Origin of the sequence: Brevundimonas sp. 374 (genome assembly GCF_900102995.1) — a bacterium.
GTDB lineage: Bacteria > Pseudomonadota > Alphaproteobacteria > Caulobacterales > Caulobacteraceae > Brevundimonas > Brevundimonas vesicularis_C.
In genome coordinates this window covers 59517-78271 of the sequence record NZ_FNKT01000007.1, presented here as the reverse complement: position 1 = coordinate 78271, position 18755 = coordinate 59517, and the positions used below count along the sequence as shown (strand labels likewise).

15 protein-coding genes, 3 tRNA genes and 3 rRNA genes are annotated in these 18755 nt (G+C 61.5%); 12 read left to right on the top strand and 9 right to left on the bottom strand.

The window, feature by feature from the left end; genetic code table 11:
* The 6 genes from BLR19_RS13925 to BLR19_RS13900 form a co-directional block, all read left to right on the top strand.
* Positions 1 to 96: ribosomal RNA gene (locus tag BLR19_RS13925) — 16S ribosomal RNA — on the top strand; the annotation flags it as partial.
* Between the two features lie 181 nt (positions 97 to 277).
* Positions 278 to 354: transfer RNA gene (locus tag BLR19_RS13920), tRNA-Ile, on the top strand.
* 84 nt (positions 355 to 438) lie between these two features.
* Positions 439 to 514, top strand: a tRNA-Ala gene (locus BLR19_RS13915).
* Between the two features lie 199 nt (positions 515 to 713).
* Positions 714 to 3494: ribosomal RNA gene (locus tag BLR19_RS13910) — 23S ribosomal RNA — on the top strand.
* A gap of 87 nt (positions 3495 to 3581) precedes the next feature.
* Positions 3582 to 3696, top strand: a 5S ribosomal RNA gene (gene rrf / locus BLR19_RS13905).
* 87 nt (positions 3697 to 3783) lie between these two features.
* Positions 3784 to 3860: transfer RNA gene (locus BLR19_RS13900), tRNA-Met, on the top strand.
* Here BLR19_RS13900 and BLR19_RS15100 read toward each other — a convergent pair.
* Both BLR19_RS15100 and BLR19_RS13885 read right to left on the bottom strand, forming a co-directional pair.
* Positions 3817 to 5445, bottom strand: a complete 1629-nt coding sequence (locus BLR19_RS15100) for a recombinase family protein (RefSeq protein WP_369818865.1) — start codon at positions 5443 to 5445, stop codon at positions 3817 to 3819. The two genes, BLR19_RS13900 and BLR19_RS15100, sit on opposite strands and share 44 nt — an antisense overlap.
* A 399-nt stretch (positions 5446 to 5844) precedes the next feature.
* Positions 5845 to 6054, bottom strand: a complete 210-nt coding sequence (locus BLR19_RS13885) for a helix-turn-helix domain-containing protein (RefSeq protein ID WP_255366693.1) — start codon at positions 6052 to 6054, stop codon at positions 5845 to 5847.
* 90 nt (positions 6055 to 6144) lie between these two features.
* On the opposite strand from BLR19_RS13885, the gene BLR19_RS13880 reads away from it, so the two are divergent.
* Positions 6145 to 6966, top strand: coding sequence for a hypothetical protein (locus BLR19_RS13880; RefSeq protein WP_091752258.1), 822 nt, complete (start codon positions 6145 to 6147; stop codon positions 6964 to 6966).
* A 370-nt stretch (positions 6967 to 7336) separates the two neighbouring features.
* On the opposite strand, the gene BLR19_RS14905 is transcribed toward BLR19_RS13880, so the two are convergent.
* Positions 7337 to 7513: a hypothetical protein gene (locus tag BLR19_RS14905; protein WP_176758361.1), complete on the bottom strand. Its 177-nt coding sequence runs from the start codon at positions 7511 to 7513 to the stop codon at positions 7337 to 7339.
* A 434-nt stretch (positions 7514 to 7947) separates the two neighbouring features.
* Positions 7948 to 11202: an error-prone DNA polymerase gene (locus BLR19_RS13870; RefSeq protein WP_091752252.1), complete on the bottom strand. Its 3255-nt coding sequence runs from the start codon at positions 11200 to 11202 to the stop codon at positions 7948 to 7950.
* 110 nt (positions 11203 to 11312) lie between these two features.
* On the opposite strand from BLR19_RS13870, the gene dinB reads away from it, so the two are divergent.
* Positions 11313 to 12386 (top strand): DNA polymerase IV, encoded by a 1074-nt coding sequence (dinB, locus tag BLR19_RS13865; protein ID WP_091752250.1) that lies wholly within the window; start codon positions 11313 to 11315, stop codon positions 12384 to 12386.
* Positions 12383 to 12943, top strand: a complete 561-nt coding sequence (locus tag BLR19_RS13860; protein WP_255366689.1) for an alpha-ketoglutarate-dependent dioxygenase AlkB — start codon at positions 12383 to 12385, stop codon at positions 12941 to 12943. Before dinB ends, BLR19_RS13860 begins: the two co-directional genes overlap by 4 nt.
* Before the next feature lie 44 nt (positions 12944 to 12987).
* Here BLR19_RS13860 and BLR19_RS13855 read toward each other — a convergent pair whose 3' ends face one another.
* The 5 genes from BLR19_RS13855 to BLR19_RS13835 form a co-directional block, all read right to left on the bottom strand.
* A complete protein-coding gene (locus tag BLR19_RS13855; protein ID WP_091752248.1) occupies positions 12988 to 13761 on the bottom strand; it encodes an exodeoxyribonuclease III in 774 nt (257 codons plus the stop codon).
* A 4-nt stretch (positions 13762 to 13765) separates the two neighbouring features.
* Positions 13766 to 14335, bottom strand: a complete 570-nt coding sequence (locus BLR19_RS13850; RefSeq protein WP_255366688.1) for an arylesterase — start codon at positions 14333 to 14335, stop codon at positions 13766 to 13768.
* Positions 14336 to 14557: 222 nt separating this feature from the next.
* Positions 14558 to 15736 carry a zinc-dependent alcohol dehydrogenase gene (locus BLR19_RS13845; RefSeq protein ID WP_091752245.1) on the bottom strand — a complete coding sequence of 393 codons (1179 nt, stop codon included), beginning with the start codon at positions 15734 to 15736 and terminating at the stop codon, positions 14558 to 14560.
* Between the two features lie 17 nt (positions 15737 to 15753).
* Complete coding sequence (locus tag BLR19_RS13840; protein WP_091752243.1) at positions 15754 to 16320, bottom strand: SRPBCC family protein; 567 nt, start codon at positions 16318 to 16320, stop codon at positions 15754 to 15756.
* 33 nt (positions 16321 to 16353) lie between these two features.
* Complete coding sequence (locus BLR19_RS13835; protein WP_091752240.1) at positions 16354 to 16899, bottom strand: hemerythrin domain-containing protein; 546 nt, start codon at positions 16897 to 16899, stop codon at positions 16354 to 16356.
* 178 nt (positions 16900 to 17077) lie between these two features.
* Between BLR19_RS13835 and BLR19_RS15020 the strand changes: the two genes are divergently transcribed.
* From BLR19_RS15020 to BLR19_RS13825, 3 genes are read left to right on the top strand one after another with little or no spacing between them, the layout of a single operon-like run.
* Positions 17078 to 17344 (top strand): manganese catalase family protein, encoded by a 267-nt coding sequence (locus BLR19_RS15020; protein ID WP_255366687.1) that lies wholly within the window; start codon positions 17078 to 17080, stop codon positions 17342 to 17344.
* Positions 17337 to 17993 carry a manganese catalase family protein gene (locus BLR19_RS13830; RefSeq protein WP_255366686.1) on the top strand — a complete coding sequence of 219 codons (657 nt, stop codon included), beginning with the start codon at positions 17337 to 17339 and terminating at the stop codon, positions 17991 to 17993. The genes BLR19_RS15020 and BLR19_RS13830 overlap by 8 nt, the downstream gene beginning before the upstream one ends.
* Before the next feature lie 43 nt (positions 17994 to 18036).
* Positions 18037 to 18750 carry a Crp/Fnr family transcriptional regulator gene (locus tag BLR19_RS13825; protein WP_091752238.1) on the top strand — a complete coding sequence of 238 codons (714 nt, stop codon included), beginning with the start codon at positions 18037 to 18039 and terminating at the stop codon, positions 18748 to 18750.
* The last annotated feature ends 5 nt before the right edge of the window (positions 18751 to 18755 follow it).

The window sequence follows — 18755 nt, the reverse complement described above, 5'->3', positions numbered from 1 at the left end:
ACCGCAAGGAGGCAGGCGACCACGGTAGGGTCAGCGACTGGGGTGAAGTCGTAACAAGGTAGCCGTAGGGGAACCTGCGGCTGGATCACCTCCTTTCTAAGGATGCTTCTCCAGGCCGTCTCTCACGAGGCTGTCTATTGAGGCTCCAATAAACGGCGGAACGCCGCCGTCTCCGTTTCTCTTTCCACTTTCGTCATCGACGCCTCGACCATACGGGTCGTTGAGTTGGTGACGCGATCGCGAGCCTGGGTGTTTATGACCCGGCTGTCGCTGCCATAGGCCCGTAGCTCAGGTGGTTAGAGCGTACGCCTGATAAGCGTAAGGTCGGCAGTTCGAGTCTGCCCGGGCCTACCAGGACTTCTGGTTCGCTGGGGGTTCTCAGCCTCAAGACGGCATCGCCGACAGCTCTCCTGGGCTTCGCACTATTCCTGATGGAATGGGGCCATAGCTCAGTTGGTAGAGCGCCTGCTTTGCAAGCAGGATGTCGTCGGTTCGACTCCGTCTGGCTCCACCAGGATCTTGTGATCGCATCAAGAATTGCCCGTCGGCGCTCGCCGGCTGGCATTGATATCGTAAAGGAAGAACGTGACCGGCTCCCCTGAGCTTTGAGGTCTTGTTCGAGAAGAAGACATTGTCTGACAAAAATCAGGCTTGGTCCCCCGGCATCTTTCCAGTCGGGCGGAATAAACCAAGCATGAGTTTTGCTGAGAAACGATCAAACGTTGAAGGGCTTCTGACGGATGCCTTGGCGTAGAGAGGCGATGAAGGACGTGGCAAGCTGCGATAAGAACCGGGGAGGCGCTAGCACCCTTTGATCCGGTTATTTCCGAATGGGGAAACCCACCTTTACAGTCTTCCAACTCTGTTTCTTCGGAAGCAGCGATTGGCGGATTGTTAAAAGGTATAATGAGCTGAATACATAGGCTTCATTAAGCGAACCCGGGGAACTGAAACATCTCAGTACCCGGAGGAAAGGACATCAACCGAGACTCCCGTAGTAGTGGCGAGCGAACCGGGACCAGGCCAGTGCTCTTGTGAAATAAAGACGAACGATCTGGAAAGGTCGGCCATAGTGGGTGAAAGCCCCGTAGTCATCAAACAGCAAGAGACTCGAGTAGGGCGGGACACGTGAAATCCTGTCTGAACATGGGGGGACCACCCTCCAAGCCTAAGTACTCCTCTACGACCGATAGTGAACAAGTACCGTGAGGGAAAGGTGAAAAGCACCCCGACAAGGGGAGTGAAACAGATCCTGAAATCGGAAGCCTACAAGCAGTCGGAGCCGCCAAGCGCGGTGACGGCGTACCTTTTGTATAATGGGTCAGCGACTTCATGTGTCGAGCAAGCTTAAGCCGTTAGGTGTAGGCGCAGCGAAAGCGAGTCTGAATAGGGCGCTAAGTTCGACGTATGACGACCCGAAACCAGGTGATCTATCCATGAGCAGGTTGAAGGTTGGGTAACACCAACTGGAGGACCGAACCCGTGAATGTTGAAAAATTCTGGGATGACTTGTGGATAGGGGTGAAAGGCCAATCAAACCTGGACATAGCTGGTTCTCCGCGAAATCTATTTAGGTAGAGCGTCCGACGAATTCCTTGGGGGGTAGAGCACTGGATGGTTGCGGGCTGCGCGAGCGGTACCAATACTAACCAAACTCCGAATACCCAAGAGAACTATCGGGCAGACACACGGCGGGTGCTAACGTCCGTCGTGAAAAGGGAAACAACCCTAACCATCATCTAAGGCCCCCAAGTCACGGCTAAGTGGGAAACGATGTGGGATTGCTTTGACAATCAGGAGGTTGGCTTAGAAGCAGCCATCCTTTAAAGAAAGCGTAACAGCTCACTGATCAAGCGATCCTGCGCGGAAAATGTAACGGGGCTCAAGCCGTGCGCCGAAGATATGGGTTTGCAGTTTACTGCAAGCGGTAGCGGAGCGTTCCGTAGGCCGGTGAAGGTCAGGCGTGAGCCTGGCTGGAGGTATCGGAAGTGAGAATGCTGACATGAGTAACGATAAGAGTGTGAGAGACACTCTCGCCGAAAGACCAAGGGTTCCTGCGTAAAGCTAATCTGCGCAGGGTTAGTCGGCCCCTAAGGCGAGGCTGAAAAGCGTAGTCGATGGGAAGCAGGTAAATATTCCTGCACCAGCTGGAAGTGACGGATGGCTTAACTCGTACCCACTTATTGGATTGTGTGTGCGGGGGCGTTGTCCCAGGAAATAACTCCAGCAGAGACCGTACCCGAAACCGACACAGGTGGTCAGGTAGAGCATACCAAGGCGTTTGAGAGAACTATGCTGAAGGAACTCGGCAAATTGCACGCGTAACTTCGGAATAAGCGTGACTCACCTTGCGCAAGCAGGACTGAGTGGCACAAGCCAGGGGGTAGCGACTGTTTAGCAAAAACACAGGGCTCTGCGAAGCAGCAATGCGACGTATAGGGTCTGACGCCTGCCCGGTGCCTGAAGGTTAAAGGGAGATGTGAAAGCGTCGAACTGAAGCCCAGGTAAACGGCGGCCGTAACTATAACGGTCCTAAGGTAGCGAAATTCCTTGTCGGGTAAGTTCCGACCTGCACGAATGGCGTAACGACTTCCCCACTGTCTCCAGCATAGGCTCAGTGAAATTGAATTCCCCGTGAAGATGCGGGGTTCCCGCGGTCAGACGGAAAGACCCTATGAACCTTTACTATAGCTTCGCCTTGGCGTTAGCGACCGTATGTGTAGGATAGGTGGGAGACTATGAAACCGGGGCGCCAGCTCTGGTGGAGTCGTCCTTGAAATACCACCCTTACTGTCGTTGACGTCTAACCGAGGGCCGTTATCCGGTCCCGGGACATGGCGTGGTGGGTAGTTTGACTGGGGCGGTCGCCTCCTAAAGTGTAACGGAGGCGCGCGATGGTGGGCTCAGACCGGTCGGAAATCGGTCGTCGAGTGCAATGGCATAAGCCCGCCTGACTGCGAGACTGACAAGTCGAGCAGAGACGAAAGTCGGCCATAGTGATCCGGTGGTCCCGAGTGGAAGGGCCATCGCTCAACGGATAAAAGGTACTCTAGGGATAACAGGCTGATTTTGCCCAAGAGTCCATATCGACGGCAAAGTTTGGCACCTCGATGTCGGCTCATCACATCCTGGGGCTGGAGCAGGTCCCAAGGGTATGGCTGTTCGCCATTTAAAGTGGTACGTGAGCTGGGTTCAGAACGTCGTGAGACAGTTTGGTCCCTATCTGCCGTGGGTGTTCGAAGCTTGAGAGGATCTGTCCCTAGTACGAGAGGACCGGGATGGACATACCTCTGGTGTACCTGTCATGGCGCCAGCTGTGCAGCAGGGTAGCTAAGTATGGAATAGATAACCGCTGAAAGCATCTAAGCGGGAAACTAACCTCAAAACAAGGCTTCGCTGAGGATCGTGGAAGACTACCACGTTGATAGGCCAGGTGTGGAAGTGGGGCGACCCATGAAGCTTACTGGTACTAATAATCCGATCGGTTTGATCGTTTCTCAGCAAAACTCATTCGATGATTGCTCCTTGACCAGAGCAATCTCAGACAATGTCTTCTCATCATCCGCTGTCCCCCTGGTTGACCTGGTGGCTATGTCGGAGGTTCCCCACCCGATCCCATTCCGAACTCGGTCGTTAAGCCCTCCAGAGCCAATGGTACTTCGTCTCAAGGCGCGGGAGAGTAGGTCGCCGCCGGGTCTACCAGGCGGACAGCCGATGATGAACAAACACCGCAATCGCGGTCCTTCTCGATCCGTTCTTCCTTCACGATACACTACCGTTTGCCGCGGGATGGAGCAGCCCGGTAGCTCGTCAGGCTCATAACCTGAAGGTCGTAGGTTCAAATCCTACTCCCGCACCCAACTTCGTAGTATTTTCGCCGTCTTGGTTCACCAGGGCGGCGATTTTGCCTTGTACGGTCAAGCCAAACTTTCCGCGCTCTTCCAACGGCGTGACCACGACGGTTCCAATCAACTTGCGCACCAAGTCCCGTGCTTCAGTCGCTGCCTCGCTGTTGCTGCGAGCCAAGGTGCGCTCCAGCGAGCCCACGACGGTCCGGTAATGCTCGGCCACGCGAGGATGCAGGGCGACGACCGACGCCGCCGGTGCTTGGGCCAGTTCTGATTCAATCTGGCTTCGCCGCGCTTCCAGCGCGTCCAGACGATCCTTGACTGCAGCGCCCGTAAGGACGCCATCGGCGATCTGGTCGACCAAGCGTTCGGCGCGGCGCTTCACCTCTGCAAGCTCACTGTCGAGTTTTGATCGAGCTTGGGTGATCCTACGCGCGTCATTCTCTGCTGCGAGCCTCGCCTCTTCCACGGCGAGCGCCACGCGTTCCGGCGCTAGAAGTCTGTTCTTGATCGCGGCGAGAACGCGCGCCTCGATCTCGGCGCTCTTGATCCCGCGGCCGTTCATGCATGCCGATTTTCCTCGTTCTCGTCGCCATGAGCACATAAAGCGTTGGTCGGCGCCGCTTCGGATCATCGGGCCGCCACAAACTCCGCAAGTCAGCTTTCCGCTCAGTAAGTGCCGGGGCCGAACGGCTACGCGCGGGGAGTGCCCCCGTGACGATAAGGTGTTCTCCGCGTAGCGATGCTGAACTTTCGCCCATAGTTCTTCGGAGATGATTCGAAGATGCGGCACCTCGGTCCGAATAATTTCTTCAGGATCCGCCGTTCGCGCCTGGCGCTTTCCTGTGCGCCTGTCCTTCACCCAGGTTTGACGACCAAAAACCAGGACGCCGCGATACAACTCATTATGGATGACCCCATTGCCGCGCTCGGCATTGCCGTTGATCGTCGACGCGTTCCAGCTTCCGCCTCGCGGGCCGGGTATGCTGCGCCGATTCAAGTCGCTTACGATCGCCCGAGGCGATTGGCCGGCGGCGTAGCGCCGAAAGATCTCTCTGACGACTTCTGCTTCACCAGGATCGATATCGCGAAGGCCCCGGATCGGTTCGCCGATGGCGTCGACTTCTCGCCTAATTTTGTAGCCGTAGACACGGCCCCCAGTATGACGACCGGAGCGGACGACACCTTGAAGGCCGCGCCTTGTCTTTCGGCCTGTCTCGCGCAGTTGGAGGGCGTTCATGGTGCCCATCAGCCCAATCTGAAGCTCAGATATGTCGCCTTCGGAGATCGTGCGGATTTTGACGCCGTGAAACCGCAGATCCTCGAAGAGGGCCGCGATATCGGCTTGGGACCGAGAAAGGCGATCTAACGCTTCACAAAGCACGACGTCGAACTCCCCGTTCTTTGCGCCGTGCATCAGGCTGTGCAATCCGGGCCGGTTTGCTGCGGACCCTCCCGAGATGGCTGCGTCCTCAAACGTCGCGACGATCTTGGTCGCGTCCTTCGCTGCAAAGGATCGGCACGTCGCAAACTGATCCGCGATCGAAGCGACGTTTTGAAGGTCGGTCGAGTAACGGGCATATAGGGCTGCACGCATCAGCTCAGGCTCCGGGCGATGGAAGATCGCAACGGTGCATATCGAGCGTCATACGCGCAAGGATGCGGGCCAAGTCGTCGAGAAGGGACTCGGCGACTGCAACACGGCTGCTCGGCGAAATTCCATCGCACACGCTAATCGCGCGAGCGGTGTTGAGTATGACCTCAGTGGATTCGACTGCACAATCCTGCGAAGGGGGTAAGGCCGTAGCCTCGTCGCAGGATTGGCGATGACTTGTTGCTGGAGCGGTCGGGGTAAACCCCTCCAAACGGATACTGTTGGCTTCTGTTGAAACCTCTGGGGAATAACCCATATCCAAACCTTTCGATTAAAGTAAACGATGGTTTTGGATCGGTCTTACGGCTCGGTCAGAGTGCTAAGGCGTCGGTTAAGGGAGAGTTAACGCGGCGACGTGGGCGGGTTGAACAACTCGGACGGTCCACAGCCGAGGCCGACAGCCAAGGCGTAGACAGCTTTAATACCGACGTTACGTTCGCCGCGCTCAATGCCGCCGATATAGTTTCGGTGGAGCCCGGCTCTGTCGGCCAGTTCCTCTTGGCTTAGGCCAAGCGCAATCCGCCGCGACCTGACGGCGCGGCCAAAACTCACCAGTTCAGCGTCAACTTCCACGCAACCGCACTTGCGGCTGCCGCCCGATCTTCACTACACACTATCAGTGTGATTTGTGCGAGGGGTGTGATGGCTGATTTTGTCGATATTTCCGAGATGAGTTCCGAACTGCAGCTCATGATCGGAACAGGGTCGCATCTGGACCCAGCAGAGCTCGACCCGTTGATCATGCTTGCATCGCTTAGGGTTCTGCAGAACGCCGCCCGGGAAGGCTTAAACGCCGACGCACTCACGATCCTTTCGCTATTGCTGATGGTTTGGGTTAGACAGCTACGGGACAATCCCGACAATGGGGGGTTGGTGAAGACGACCGCCGAGGATCTGGCCGACCTTTCAGGCTGGCGGTTCGAAAGGGTGCTAACATCCCTACAGACGCTGGCGCCGCATATCCTGATCGATGACCTCGCCCTGTTTGCTGAAGGGGATCTAGAGATTGGCTTGGCGCCTCTGCTTCATCATGACGACGCTGACTGCGGCGATCTATTGGTCCGGTATTGGACGGCTCACTATGTGATGAGAATGGCCCCCAAGCTCGAGGCTGCCGAGGAGGTCGTCGCGGAGGGGTTGGCACGAGCGAACGACCTTGTCGGTTCCGGCGAGCGCGTGGCGAAGCTGAAGGCTCGTTGGGATGCCTATCGAGCCCAGCGAGGAGGCCTCGCTCACTACACGGTGTACGGGGCCGGCGCGGACCTGGCCTCTTTCGTGGATGACGTCTCGACGCTAGAGGGATTGCACGACGCCGTGGTTGGTCTGATCGACCCCGCCAATCATGGGCCGCTGACCTTTGCTCAGGAATGCGGCCTTCTTGCGTGTACCAAGCTTCAGGCTCTCGCGATCAGTGCGGCTGAGCTGCAGCTGAACCCCGTCGAGACGAAGGGCGTTCGACACTGAAAAGCAGGCATTCGGACGTGTGCTCTGGTCGCCGTGCCGCCGCACAGCTTCGGTCACACGACATACTGCCGTGTACGAGAGCCACAGACTTTGTTGGGAGACGCCTGATGATGGACGTTCTTATATTCATGGCCGGTGGGTTCACCGCTGTGTTCATAGCCTGGTTGGTCAAGCCCATTTTTGGAGGGCTCATAGAAGGCATGAATGGCGGGACGAGCCGGCGTAAAAACAAGTCAGAGTAGCAGCTGGCTTCGCGTGTCGGTCGATGTATCGGCCGCGCGTTCCTCCGGCCCGGAGGATGTGCACGCCTTGTCGCGGTAGCCCTGCGCCTACTGGACGAGCGCAGCCGGATCAACGCGAGAAATTTAGGTCAAGATTGCGTGCTTGACTCGTCATGATCGCCGGCTCGGGCCTTTCGATCACACAGCGCTCGCGCCATTTTGGAGATCACCGTCTTGATGGCGAGGACCGCCACAATGGTGAACGAGAACACCAAAGCCATCTGCACAATGTTCATCTGAAAGGCTTGCAGCTCAGCGTCGCTCACCGTCGTTCTCCTAGCTGGTTGTGCAGCCAAATCTTCCATCTCAAGCGCCATCCTAATCACAGCCTAGGGGGCGATAGCCCGTGCTCTAAACGACGGAACCAGACGACAAAAAACGTCTAACCCCAGTTGGGGGCCATTAGGAATATCATCCTGTGGAGGATGATGCACACCTTACGCACACCTGCGGTAGTATTAGGTGATTGTAAAACAACAAGAAAACTCGGGCGCAAAATAGGTTACAGGTGACCCAAGAATCTGTAGGGCTGATTTACCTAGATAAAACAGAAGGTTATATGGGTTGCGCGTAACCCATTTAAAGACACACATCTGTACGTCAGCTCAGCTTCACCCTCATCATGGGGGCATGGGTCCTGATCATGAAATGGCGATTTCACGATGGGGATTCTGACCCGTCCTGCGGTCGCTCCTGGCGACTATCGGAAATCGCGCGCCTTCGGCTTGATCGTGTCGAGATGTAGATCGGGAATGTAGATGTCCCGGACCTTGATCGCGCGAGGCGGCGAGTCGCGCGCATCCGGCGACCCGCCGCGATGGAATTCGTCGCCGCGCCCGTGGGGCAGGGGGAAGACCTCGCCCCGGTTGCCGACCGAGGCGAGCAGGGCCGATGCGTCATGAAGTCTGGTCGCGACGATGTGGACGACGTCGCCCTCACGCTGGACCTTGCCGTCGACGACGAGCATGGAGGCCGACAGCACGATGCGGCGCTGCCGTTCGTAGAGGCTCGGCCAGATCACCAGATTGGCCACGCCGGTCTCGTCCTCGATGGTGATAAACATGACCCCCTTGGCGCTGCCGGGCTTCTGACGGACCAGCACGAGGCCTGCCACGCGCGTCAGCCGGCCGTCGCGCATGGCGGTCCCGTCGGCGCAGGTCATGACGTGGCGTGACTGCAGATCGCCGCGCAGGAAGCTCAGCGGATGGTCGCGCAGGGTCAGGCCGATGTGGCTGTAGTCCTCGACCACTTCGCGCCCGGGCGTCATCGGTTTGAGGCCCGGATCGGGCTCCGAGATTTCCGGCGTCTGGTCGTGGGCGTCGGCGGCGGCGAACAGGGGGAGGGGATCGTTTCTTAGCACCTTGATGGCCCACAGCGCGTCGCGGCGGTCCAGATCCAGATCCGGCCTGAAGGCGTCCGCCTCCGCCAGCCGGACGAGGCTGGCGACCTGGGCGCCGGCGCGTCGCCACAGGTCATCGACCGAGCGGAAGGCGCCGTCCGTCCGCGCCGCCAGGAGGCGGGCGGCGTCGCTGTTCACCAGGCCGCGCACCATGCGAAGGCCGAGGCGGACAGAAAGCCGGCCATCCTCGCCCGCAGTCTCCAAGGTGCAGTCCCAGCGACTGGCGTTGACGCAGACGGGCCGGATCTCGACGCCGTGCTGCTGGGCGTCACGGACGATCTGCGCCGGCGCATAGAAGCCCATGGGCTGGGCGTTTAGCAGCGCGGCGCAGAAGACATCCGGGTGATGGCATTTAAGCCAGGAGGAGGCGTAGGCGATCAGGGCGAAGGAGGCCGCATGGCTTTCCGGAAAGCCGTAGGAGCCGAACCCTTCCAGCTGGCTGAAGGTCTTCTCGGCGAAGGCGGCGTCATAGCCGCGCTCGACCATGCCGCTGATCAGCTTGTCCTTGAAATGGCTGACCCCGCCGGTGAATTTGAACGTCGCCATGGCGCGGCGGAGCTGATCGGCTTCCGAAGCGGTGAAGCCGGCGCATTCAATCGCGACCCGCATGGCCTGTTCCTGGAACAGCGGCACGCCCAGCGTCTTGCCCAGCACCTTTTCCAGCTCGGGCTTGGGATAGACGACGTCCTCCTTGCCCTCTCTGCGGCGCAGATAGGGATGGACCATGTCGCCCTGGATCGGCCCGGGACGGACGATGGCGACCTCGATGACCAGATCGTAGAAGGTGCGCGGCTTGATCCGCGGGAGCATGGCCATCTGCGCCCGGCTCTCGATCTGGAAGACCCCGAGCGTGTCGGCCTTCCGGATCATCGCATAGGTCCGGGGATCCTCGGCCGGGATGCTGGCGAGGTCGAGCGCAATCCCCTTGTGCTCGGCCAAGAGGTCGAAGCCGCGCTTCATGCAGCTGAGCATGCCGAGCGCCAGCACATCGACCTTCATGAACTTGAGGACGTCGATGTCGTCCTTGTCCCATTCGATGACCTGGCGATCCTTCATCGCCGCCGGCTCGATCGGGACCAGGTCGTCCAGTCGATCCCGGGTCAGGACGAAGCCGCCGGGGTGCTGGCTGAGATGGCGCGGGGCGCCGATCAGCTGGCGCGACAGCTCCAGCGCCAGGCGGAGCCGCCGGTCCTCCAGATTGAGGTTCAGGTCCGCGACATGTTTGTCCTCGACGCCCTCGCTGGAATAGCTCCAGACTTGCGACGACAGCGTCTTGATCAGGTCTTCGCTCAGACCCAGCGCCTTGCCGACGTCGCGCAGGGCGCCGCGCGAGCGATAGCGGGTGACGACGGAGCAGAGGGCGGCGTGGTTGCGGCCGTAGGTCTCGAAGATCCACTGCATGACGACCTCGCGCCGCTCGTGCTCGAAATCGACATCGATGTCCGGGGGCTCACGGCGCTCCTGGCTGACGAAGCGCTCGAACAACAGATCATTGCGGCCCGGGTCGATCGAGGTGATGCCCAGCACATAGCAGACGGCGGAGTTGGCGGCCGAGCCGCGGCCCTGGCACAGGATGTCCTGGCTGCGGGCGAAGCGCACGATCGAGTGGACCGTGAGGAAATAGGGCGCATAGTCCAGCGTGCCGATCAGATCGAGCTCGTGACGCAGGGTCTTGCGCACACTGTCCGGCAGACCCTCCGGATACCGATCCGCCGCTCCGGCCCAGGTCAGCTGTTCGAGGGTCTGCTGCGGCGTCATGCCCGGCGTCGAGACCTCGTCGGGATATTGATAGGCCAGTTCGTCGAGTGAGAAGCGGCACCGGCCGGCGATCTCGACCGAGCGGGCCAGGGCCTCGGGATAGCCCTTGAACAGGCGGTGCATCTCGTGGGGCGGCTTCAGATAGCGATCCGCATGGCGTTCGCGCCGGAGGCCCAGTTCGTCGATGGTGCAGCCGTGCCGGACGCAGGTGACGACGTCCTGCAGCAGTCTCTGGTCGGGATGATGGAAGAGGACGTCATTGGTCACGACGGTCGGCACGCCGGCCTGGACGGCGAGGGTCGACAGGTCGTGCAGCCGCAAGGCATCGCGGGGGCGTCGCCGCAGCGTCAGGGCGAGATAGGCGCCCGCGGGAAAGGTCGCCTTCAGCCGTCGCAGATTGGCGGCGCAGGCCTCGTCCGCCTCGTCCGGTACCAGGATGGCGATAAGGCCCTCCGACCAATCTTTCAGATCCGACCAGTCGAGGTGGCATTTGGCCTTGCCGGCGCGGCGCTTGCCCAGGGAGAGCAGGCGCGTGAGTCGGGAGTAGGCCGGCCGATCGGTCGGATAGACGAGCACCCCCGTCCCATCGATCAGATCAAGCCGGCAGCCCACGATCAGCCGTACGCCGGAGGCCTTGGCCGCCTCGTGGGCGCGGACGATTCCGGCCAGCGAGTTGCGATCTACGATGGCGAGGGCCTCAAGCCCGCACAGCCGCGCCTGTTCGAACAGCAGCTCGCAACTGCTGGCGCCGCGCAGGAAGGAGAAGTGCGAAGTGGCTTGGAGCTCGACGTAGGACATAGGGATCAGGCGGCTGTTTGATCTCCCCGACAGCACTCCGGCGAACAGAATGGCAAGCGTCGCCTTGGACAAATGTTTTCTTTTTGTTCTCGTCTTGATATGCAGGCTGCATGTCCGGCGTCGCCACCCGCAAGATCGTCCACGTGGACATGGACGCCTTCTTCGCCTCCGTGGAACAGAGGGATGATCCCGCCCTGCGCGGTCGGCCCGTGGCGGTCGGTCATGCGGCGGCGCGCGGCGTGGTCGCCGCCGCCAGCTATGAGGCGCGGCGGTTCGGGGTGCGTTCGGCCATGCCCTCGACAACCGCCCAGCGGAAGTGTCCAAACCTCGTCTTCGTCCCGCCGCGCTTCGAGGTCTATCGCGCGGCGTCGGCGCAGATCCATGCGATCTTTTCGGACTACACCAATCTGATCGAACCTCTGTCTCTAGACGAGGCCTATCTCGATGTGACGGCCGATCGGCGAGGCCTGGGGACCGCCTCGGCGACGGCGCAGGAAATCCGGCGGCGGATCTTTGAAGAGACCGGCCTGACCGCCTCGGCGGGCGTTTCCTACAACAAGTTTCTGGCCAAGCTGGCGTCGGACCAGAACAAGCCGAACGGCCAGTTCGTCGTGGCGCCCGGGCGCGGCGAGGCCTTCGTGGAAGACTTGCCGGTCCGGCGGTTCTACGGCGTGGGGCCGGTGACCGCCGCCAAGATGGAAGGGCTAGGAATCCGCACCGGCGCGGATCTGCGCCGCCAGTCCCTGGCCTTTCTCCAGCATCATTTTGGCAAGTCCGGGCCCTGGTATTACGCCATCGCGCGCGGGCAGGACGACCGGGCGGTCAATCCGGACCGGACGCGCAAATCGAGCGGGTCGGAAACTACCTTCGCCTCCGACCTGACTGATCCGGACGCGATAGAGGCCGGGGTGGGGGCCATGGCCGACGATGTCTGGGCCTGGTGCGAGCAGACCGGCAGTCGCGGACGGACGGTCACCGTCAAGGTCAAATGGGCGGACTTCCAGCAGTCGACGCGAAGCCGGTCCCAGTCCGAGCCCGTGGCCTCCCGCCAGACCCTGCACGAGGTCAGTCGGGTGCTGGTTCGGTCCCTCTACCCGCTAAGCCGGGGCGTGCGCCTGGTTGGTGTGAGCCTGTCCAATCTGGAGACGACCGGCGCCGCGGTGAACCAACTGGTCCTGGCGTGACCGAACTATCGCAAATCGACCTGTTCGACGATGCACCCGCGCGCACGCCCGTGGTGGCGGGCTTTGACTATTGGGCCGGCGTCCTGTCGGCGCCTGAACAGGCCGCGCTTGTCGCCGCGCTCCAGACTCTGGCGTTCAAACCCTATGAACATCTGGGCTACCTGGGTCATCGCCGGATCGCCGCCTTCGACCGCGGGGGTGATGGCGCGGGTTGGCCGGCGTTTCTCTCGACCTTAATGGCGCGCTTGGCGGGCCGCCTCGATCTGAAAGGCGCGGCCTTTGTGCAGGTTCTGGTCAATGAATATGCGCCGGGCGCCGGCATCGGCTGGCATCGCGACCGCCCCGTCTATGGGGAAATCCTGGGCGTGTCCTTACTTGCGCCCTGCGTGATGCGGCTGCGCCGTCGCCAGGGGGCGGGCTTTCTACGTCGAAATGCGGCGCTGGCGAGCGGCTCGGTCTATCGCCTGTCAGGAGAGGCGCGCGCTGCCTGGGAGCATTCTATCACACCTATGACAGCCTTTCGCTATTCCATCACCTTCCGGACCCTGACGGCTTGACGATTGTTGGGTCGACTGACGTCCAGCGGTCCGGATCGGCTGGGTCAGGCAAGCTCGATCCAGACCGGCGCGTGGTCGCTCGCGCCCTCGGCGCCGCGCACCGCGCGATCAACGCCGGCGTCGGTCAGCCGTTCGGCCGCGAGACCGTTGAGCAGCACATGGTCGATCCGCAGACCGGCGTCGCGGCACCAGGCCTCGCGGAAATAGGACCAGAAGGTCCAGGGCGGCGGATCGTGCGGGAAACGCTCGCGCAGGGCGTCGGTCCAGCCCTGGTCCAGCAGGCGCTTGAAGGCCGCGCGGCTCTCGGGCTGAAGCAGGGCGTCGGCCTTCCACGAACTGGTGTTGTAGATGTCGGCGTTGGTCGGGACGACATTGTAGTCGCCGGCGAGCACGACCGGCGCTGCAGTGGCGTAGAGGGTCCCCGCATGGGCGATCAGCCGGTCGGCCCAGGCAAGCTTGTAGTCGAACTTGGGCCCGGGCCTGGGATTGCCGTTGGGCAAATAGAGGCAGCCGATCAACACGCCATTGACTGCCGCCTCTATATAACGGGCCTGGGGATCAGTGGCGTTGCCGGGCAGCCGGCGTCGGGTCACGACCGGCTCGCCGATGCGGCTTAGGATTGCGACGCCGTTCCAGCGCTGTTCGCCAACCCAGGCCGCATCGTAGCCGGCCGCCTTGATCTCGGCATTCGGAAATTGGCTGTCGGTCGCCTTCAGCTCCTGAAGGCAGACCACGTCCGGCTGGGCCTGTTCAAGCCAGGCGAGGAGATTGGGCAGGCGACGATTGACGCGGTTGATGTTGAAGGTGGCCAGCCGCATCCCGTCACGGCGTCCGCAGGGCCGCCAGGGCGGATCGCACATGGGGTGCAAGGGTGTCGGCCATCTTGCCCACGCCGGCGGCGTTGGGATGGATCCGGTCCGGCAAGACATAGGCCGGCTGCAACGCTACACCCTCCATCAGGAAGGGCATCAGGGGCACGCTCGCTGCGCGAGCGACCTCGGGGTAGACCGCGTCGAACGCGCAGGCGTAGGCGCCAAACCAGGGCGGCGCCCGCATGCCGCTCAGCAAAACGGGGATGTTGCGCTGTTGGAGTTTGTCGATGATCGACAGAAGATTATCCCTGACGTAATCGGCCGGGACCAACTGCATCATGTCGTTGGCGCCCAAGGCGACGACGCAAAGATTCGTTTGCGCCGGCACGTCCCGATCGAGCCGTCGCAAGCCATCCCTTGTCGTATCGCCGGACACGCCCGCGCCGATGACGCGAACCGGAGGCGTTCCGCTCGCCAATCGCGCCGCCAGTTGGCGCGGCAAGCTTTCGGCCGGCCTGAGGCCATAGCCGGCGGTGAGCGAGTCGCCGAGAAGCGTTACGACCTGCTCAGCGTCGATCACGAAAATGCTCTTCCGTCGCGGGATGATGAGGTGGGCAGGCCGAGACCGGATTCTAAGCGATCGGCGAGCAGCGGGTGTAGCGTCATGGCCTACCCAAAGGCTCGCTGAACCCGTCCTGTTCCTGCCAGGCCTCGTGAAACAATCACGGACTTCGCTATGGTGCGATCGGATGTCTGGCTGTCCATCGTGTCATGGCGGTAGGGCTCGAACGACGGCCGTCGATCAGCCGTGCGGCTTCAGCACCACCTTCGTCCATTCGTTCGGATTGTCGTGGAAGTTCTTGTAAGCCTCTGGCGCCTGCTCAAGCGGCAGGCGATGGCTGATCAGATCCGTCGTGTCGATCTTGCCGTCCATGACCAGCTCAAGGAGCTGCGGCAGGTATTTCTGCACATGGGTCTGGCCGGTCTTGATCGTCAGACCCTTCTGCATGAGGGCGCCGATCGGCAGCTTGTCGCCAATCCCGCCATACACGCCGGGGATTGAAACGCGTCCTCCCTTGCGACACGCCATGATCGTCTCGCGCAGGACATGTTGGCGATCCGTTCCCAGCTTCGTTTCTTGCTTCACCGCATCGATGATGTTGTCGGGCGAAAAGCCATGCGCCTCCATGCCGACGGCGTCGATGCAGGCATCCGGCCCGATGCCGGCGGTCATCTCCATCAGGGCTTCGCGAACCTTGACCTCATGATAGTTGAGGACTTCCGCGCCATTCGCCTTGGCGAGCTCCAGTCGGCGTGGATGATGATCGACGGCGATGATGCGGCCGGCGCCCATCAATCTGGCGCTCTTGATGGCGAACAGACCGACGGGCCCGCAGCCCCAGATCGCCACCGTGTCGCCGGGCTCGATCTCCGCGTTTTCGGCCGCCATCCAACCCGTGGGGAAGATGTCGGACAGGAACAGGACCCGCTCATCCTCGATCCCGTCCGGCACCACGATCGGGCCGACGTCGGAATAGGGGACGCGGACATATTCCGCCTGGCCGCCCGCATAGCCGCCGGTCAGATGCGAATAGCCGAACAGCCCGGCAGCCGGGTAACCGTAGGCGATCTCGGATGCGTCGGACTTGTCGGCGGGATTGGAGTTGTCGCAGGCCGAGAACTGCTGCTTGCCGCAATGGAAGCAGGAGCCGCAGGCGATCACGAAGGGGACGACGACCTTTTGGCCGACCTGAAGGCTCGTGTTGCCACGGCCGATCTCGACGACCTCGCCCATGAACTCGTGGCCGAGGATGTCGCCATTGGACATGCCGGGGATCACGCTATCGTAGAGGTGCAGGTCTGATCCGCAGATGGCGGTCGCCGTAATCTTGATGATCGCATCGCGGGGATTGACGATCTGGGGATCGGGGACCGTGTCCACCTGAACGTTGTGTTTGCCGTGCCAAGTCAGGGCGCGCATGGGAATTCCTTCCTGGATCAGAAATGACGGTCGGCGCGCGGCGCCGCGTCGGGAGCCTTGGACGTCGAGATTTCGCCCGTCTCCATCAGCTGTTTGAAACGTCGCAGCTCGCGCCGGGCCTGGACCCGGGGCTCGCGCTGCATCACCTTGGCGACCAGTTTGCCGACGGCGCCCGCCGGCGGATCGTAGCTGATCAGAACACGGACCTCGGTGCCTCGGCCGAAGGCGTTGTCGCGAAACGTGATCCAGCCCTCGTGATCGACATCGCTGTCCTCGGTCGACCGCCAGGCGATGTATTCGCCGGGACGATCTTCAATGATCTCGCTGACAAGTTCGATCTCCGCACCGGCGGGGCCCGCGACGGTCCAGCTGGATCGGACATCGTCCAGAACATCGACGGACTTCACGTTCTCCATGAAGCGGGGCAGGTTTCGAAAGTCGCGCCAATACTCATACAGCGCCTGACGCGGCCGATTGATCATGACGGCGCGGACGCTGGTGGCGTCATAGGCGCCCTCCACATAATCGTCGTCATGGAAGGCTGGGGATTGGACGTCGGCGTCGGTTGAGAGGGGGGCGGACATCGTCGATGCCTCCTTGATGTTAAACAGTCGGGATCAGGCGGCTCGAGACTGGGGCGCGCCAGCGTAGCGTTCGAACTCTTCGGCGTAACGCGAGGCCAGACGGCTCTGGTGGTGACCCTTGGCCTTCAGCGTCAGGAACCAATCGCTCTCTTCCTCGAACATATGGGTGAGAACGGCGCCTTCGATGTGCGCCCACTTGTCCAGCCAGGCGGGCTTCGAGGGCGCGATGTTTTCAAGCTCCGCCATCTGAGCCTTCGTGGTCGTCTGCTCGAGATAGGCGTGGGCCGCGTGCATCTTTTCGCCGGCCTGGCCGAGGGCGGGATAGAGGACCAGCTCCTCGGCCAGCGCATGGCCGTTCAGCACGACGGCGAGCGCATCGCGCGCGGCCTTTCTTTCGACAGCGGTCTTGGCCGTTCGGCCGCAGGCGAAGGCGGCGCGGATGGCGTCGTGATGGTCGAGCACCAGCGAAAGCCAGTCTCCAGCCTGGGAGGCGGCGCGGGCCTTTTCCGTCGCCGCCTTGCGCGTATTTTCGTCAGGCTGCGGGCTGACGGCGGCGAGCGCCTTGTCGATGAGGGACATCAAACCTCCCGTGAAAGAAGGTTCAAGAGCCGCGCGGAGTTGTCCGTTCCGACTGTCCAATAACGGGCACAACCGATGTCCGCGCTCGACAGTAATACGATTCAAGGTCCGAAAACGACCTTCGGGACAGCACTCGGAATGGCCCGGTTAGCTCGGCTTCAATCCCAAGGAGCCAACCATGTTCATGCACAACAAGCGCCTGATGTATACGGTCATGGTGTCCGAACCGAACCCGGGTCTCGCCACCCTGATGCTTGAGCAATTCGGAGGGCCGCAGGGCGAGCTCGCCGCCGCCATGCGCTACTTCACACAGGCTTTGGCGGACGAAGATCCGGGCCGCAAAGACATGCTGCTCGACATCGCCACGGAAGAGTTGAGCCACCTCGAGGTTATTGGCTCGATCGTGTCGATGCTGAACCGAGGCGTGAAAGGCCCAGATGGCTGAAGCCGCGATGGAGGAGGCCGATCTCTACGCCTCGCTGAACAGCGGTGATGAGAGCCATACCACCTCCATTCTCTATGGCGGCGCGCCTGCCCTGATCAATTCCGCCGGTGTCCCGTGGACCGCCGCCTACATCGACTCGATCGGCGATCCCGCCTGCGACCTACGCTCCAACATCGCCGCCGAGTCCCGGGCCAAGATCGTCTATGAACGTCTGATCAACTGCACGGACGATCCCGGCGTGAAGGACGCGTTGAACTTCCTGATGACGCGCGAAGTGGCGCATCAGAAGTCCTTCGAGAAGGCCCTCTACGCCATGGAGCCGAACTTCCCGGCAGGCAAGCTGGTCGGCCTGCCTGCCTTCGCTGACAAATACTACGACATGTCCCAAGGAGAGGGCGATGCCCGCGGTCCCTGGAATGAGGGTGAGCAATGGGAGTTCATCGACGACCGTGAACAGCAGGGCGCCGTGGACGGCGGCGACGGCTCCGCCAGCGTCTCACTGGGCGAACGGGACGCCGCCGCTGTCCAGGCCTTCGCGGCCCGAACAGCCTCTGACGCCGACAGCAATCCTGTGACCGGCGCTGATCTAGGGGCGGGACCTGGGGCAGGGACCACGACCGAACTGATCGAGGACGAAGGCGTCAGTTAACCCATGTAAGTGCGCTACGCCCGGAAAGTCGCAGGATGCGCCTATGCTCGATCCTGCGACACCGTCCGGCGAAACCTCGCCATGTCTAGAGCCGCGCGAGGAAATTCTTTCGTTGTGGCGGGCGTTTGATCCGCTCTCCTTCGAAAGTCGCAGTCGCGCGCTACGCCTGGGAGAGATCATTCCCGTCGTGTCGGGCGGACCCTATCGTCCGGATGGCGAGATCGCTGTCGTTCTCGACGGTTGTCTTCTTCTTGATGACGGGAAACGAGGAACCCATTGCGGCGTCGCTGCGGCGGGCGATCTGATCGACATCGCAGGGGGAAGCCCAGGGCTCTGGCTGTCGAACGGCTTGGTTTACCGGGCACCCGTTGCGGCTTTCTGCCGGGAGGCGGGTGAGGAAGGCGTTCAATTTCTGCTTTCAGGCGGCGTCAAGCGATTGAAGGCGATGGAGACGCGTTTGAGGTGCGCCATGTCGCATGGGTCGATCTCTCGCGTCGCCAGCTTTCTTCTGGATATTCATCGCGCTACCGGTGGCTTTGAGATCGCTCTGTCACAATCGAATATCGGAGCGTTGCTGAGCCTGCGCCGATCCAGCATCAATCAGGCGTGTCAGAGCCTTCGCGCCGCCGGCGCCCTATGCACCGTGCGGGGACGAATCCTTTTGAAGGATGAGGCCGTTCTCGCGAGCGTGGCCTGCTGTCACTATCGTCCGCAGTCTCCAGCGTTCGCCGAAGCCATCGCGGCCGAGGCGGCCTAGATCAG

Coding starts and splice junctions, on each gene's coding strand:
- BLR19_RS15100 (WP_369818865.1), bottom strand. CDS start 5,445: ATGCGTGCAGCCCTATATGCCCGTTACTCGACCGACCTTCAAAACGTC.
- BLR19_RS13835 (WP_091752240.1), bottom strand. CDS start 16,899: ATGTCCCTCATCGACAAGGCGCTCGCCGCCGTCAGCCCGCAGCCTGAC.
- BLR19_RS13840 (WP_091752243.1), bottom strand. CDS start 16,320: ATGTCCGCCCCCCTCTCAACCGACGCCGACGTCCAATCCCCAGCCTTC.
- BLR19_RS13870 (WP_091752252.1), bottom strand. CDS start 11,202: ATGTCCTACGTCGAGCTCCAAGCCACTTCGCACTTCTCCTTCCTGCGC.
- BLR19_RS13845 (WP_091752245.1), bottom strand. CDS start 15,736: ATGCGCGCCCTGACTTGGCACGGCAAACACAACGTTCAGGTGGACACG.
- BLR19_RS13880 (WP_091752258.1), top strand. CDS start 6,145: ATGGCTGATTTTGTCGATATTTCCGAGATGAGTTCCGAACTGCAGCTC.
- dinB (WP_091752250.1), top strand. CDS start 11,313: ATGTCCGGCGTCGCCACCCGCAAGATCGTCCACGTGGACATGGACGCC.
- BLR19_RS13825 (WP_091752238.1), top strand. CDS start 18,037: ATGCTCGATCCTGCGACACCGTCCGGCGAAACCTCGCCATGTCTAGAG.
- BLR19_RS13855 (WP_091752248.1), bottom strand. CDS start 13,761: ATGCGGCTGGCCACCTTCAACATCAACCGCGTCAATCGTCGCCTGCCC.
- BLR19_RS13830 (WP_255366686.1), top strand. CDS start 17,337: ATGGCTGAAGCCGCGATGGAGGAGGCCGATCTCTACGCCTCGCTGAAC.
- BLR19_RS15020 (WP_255366687.1), top strand. CDS start 17,078: ATGTTCATGCACAACAAGCGCCTGATGTATACGGTCATGGTGTCCGAA.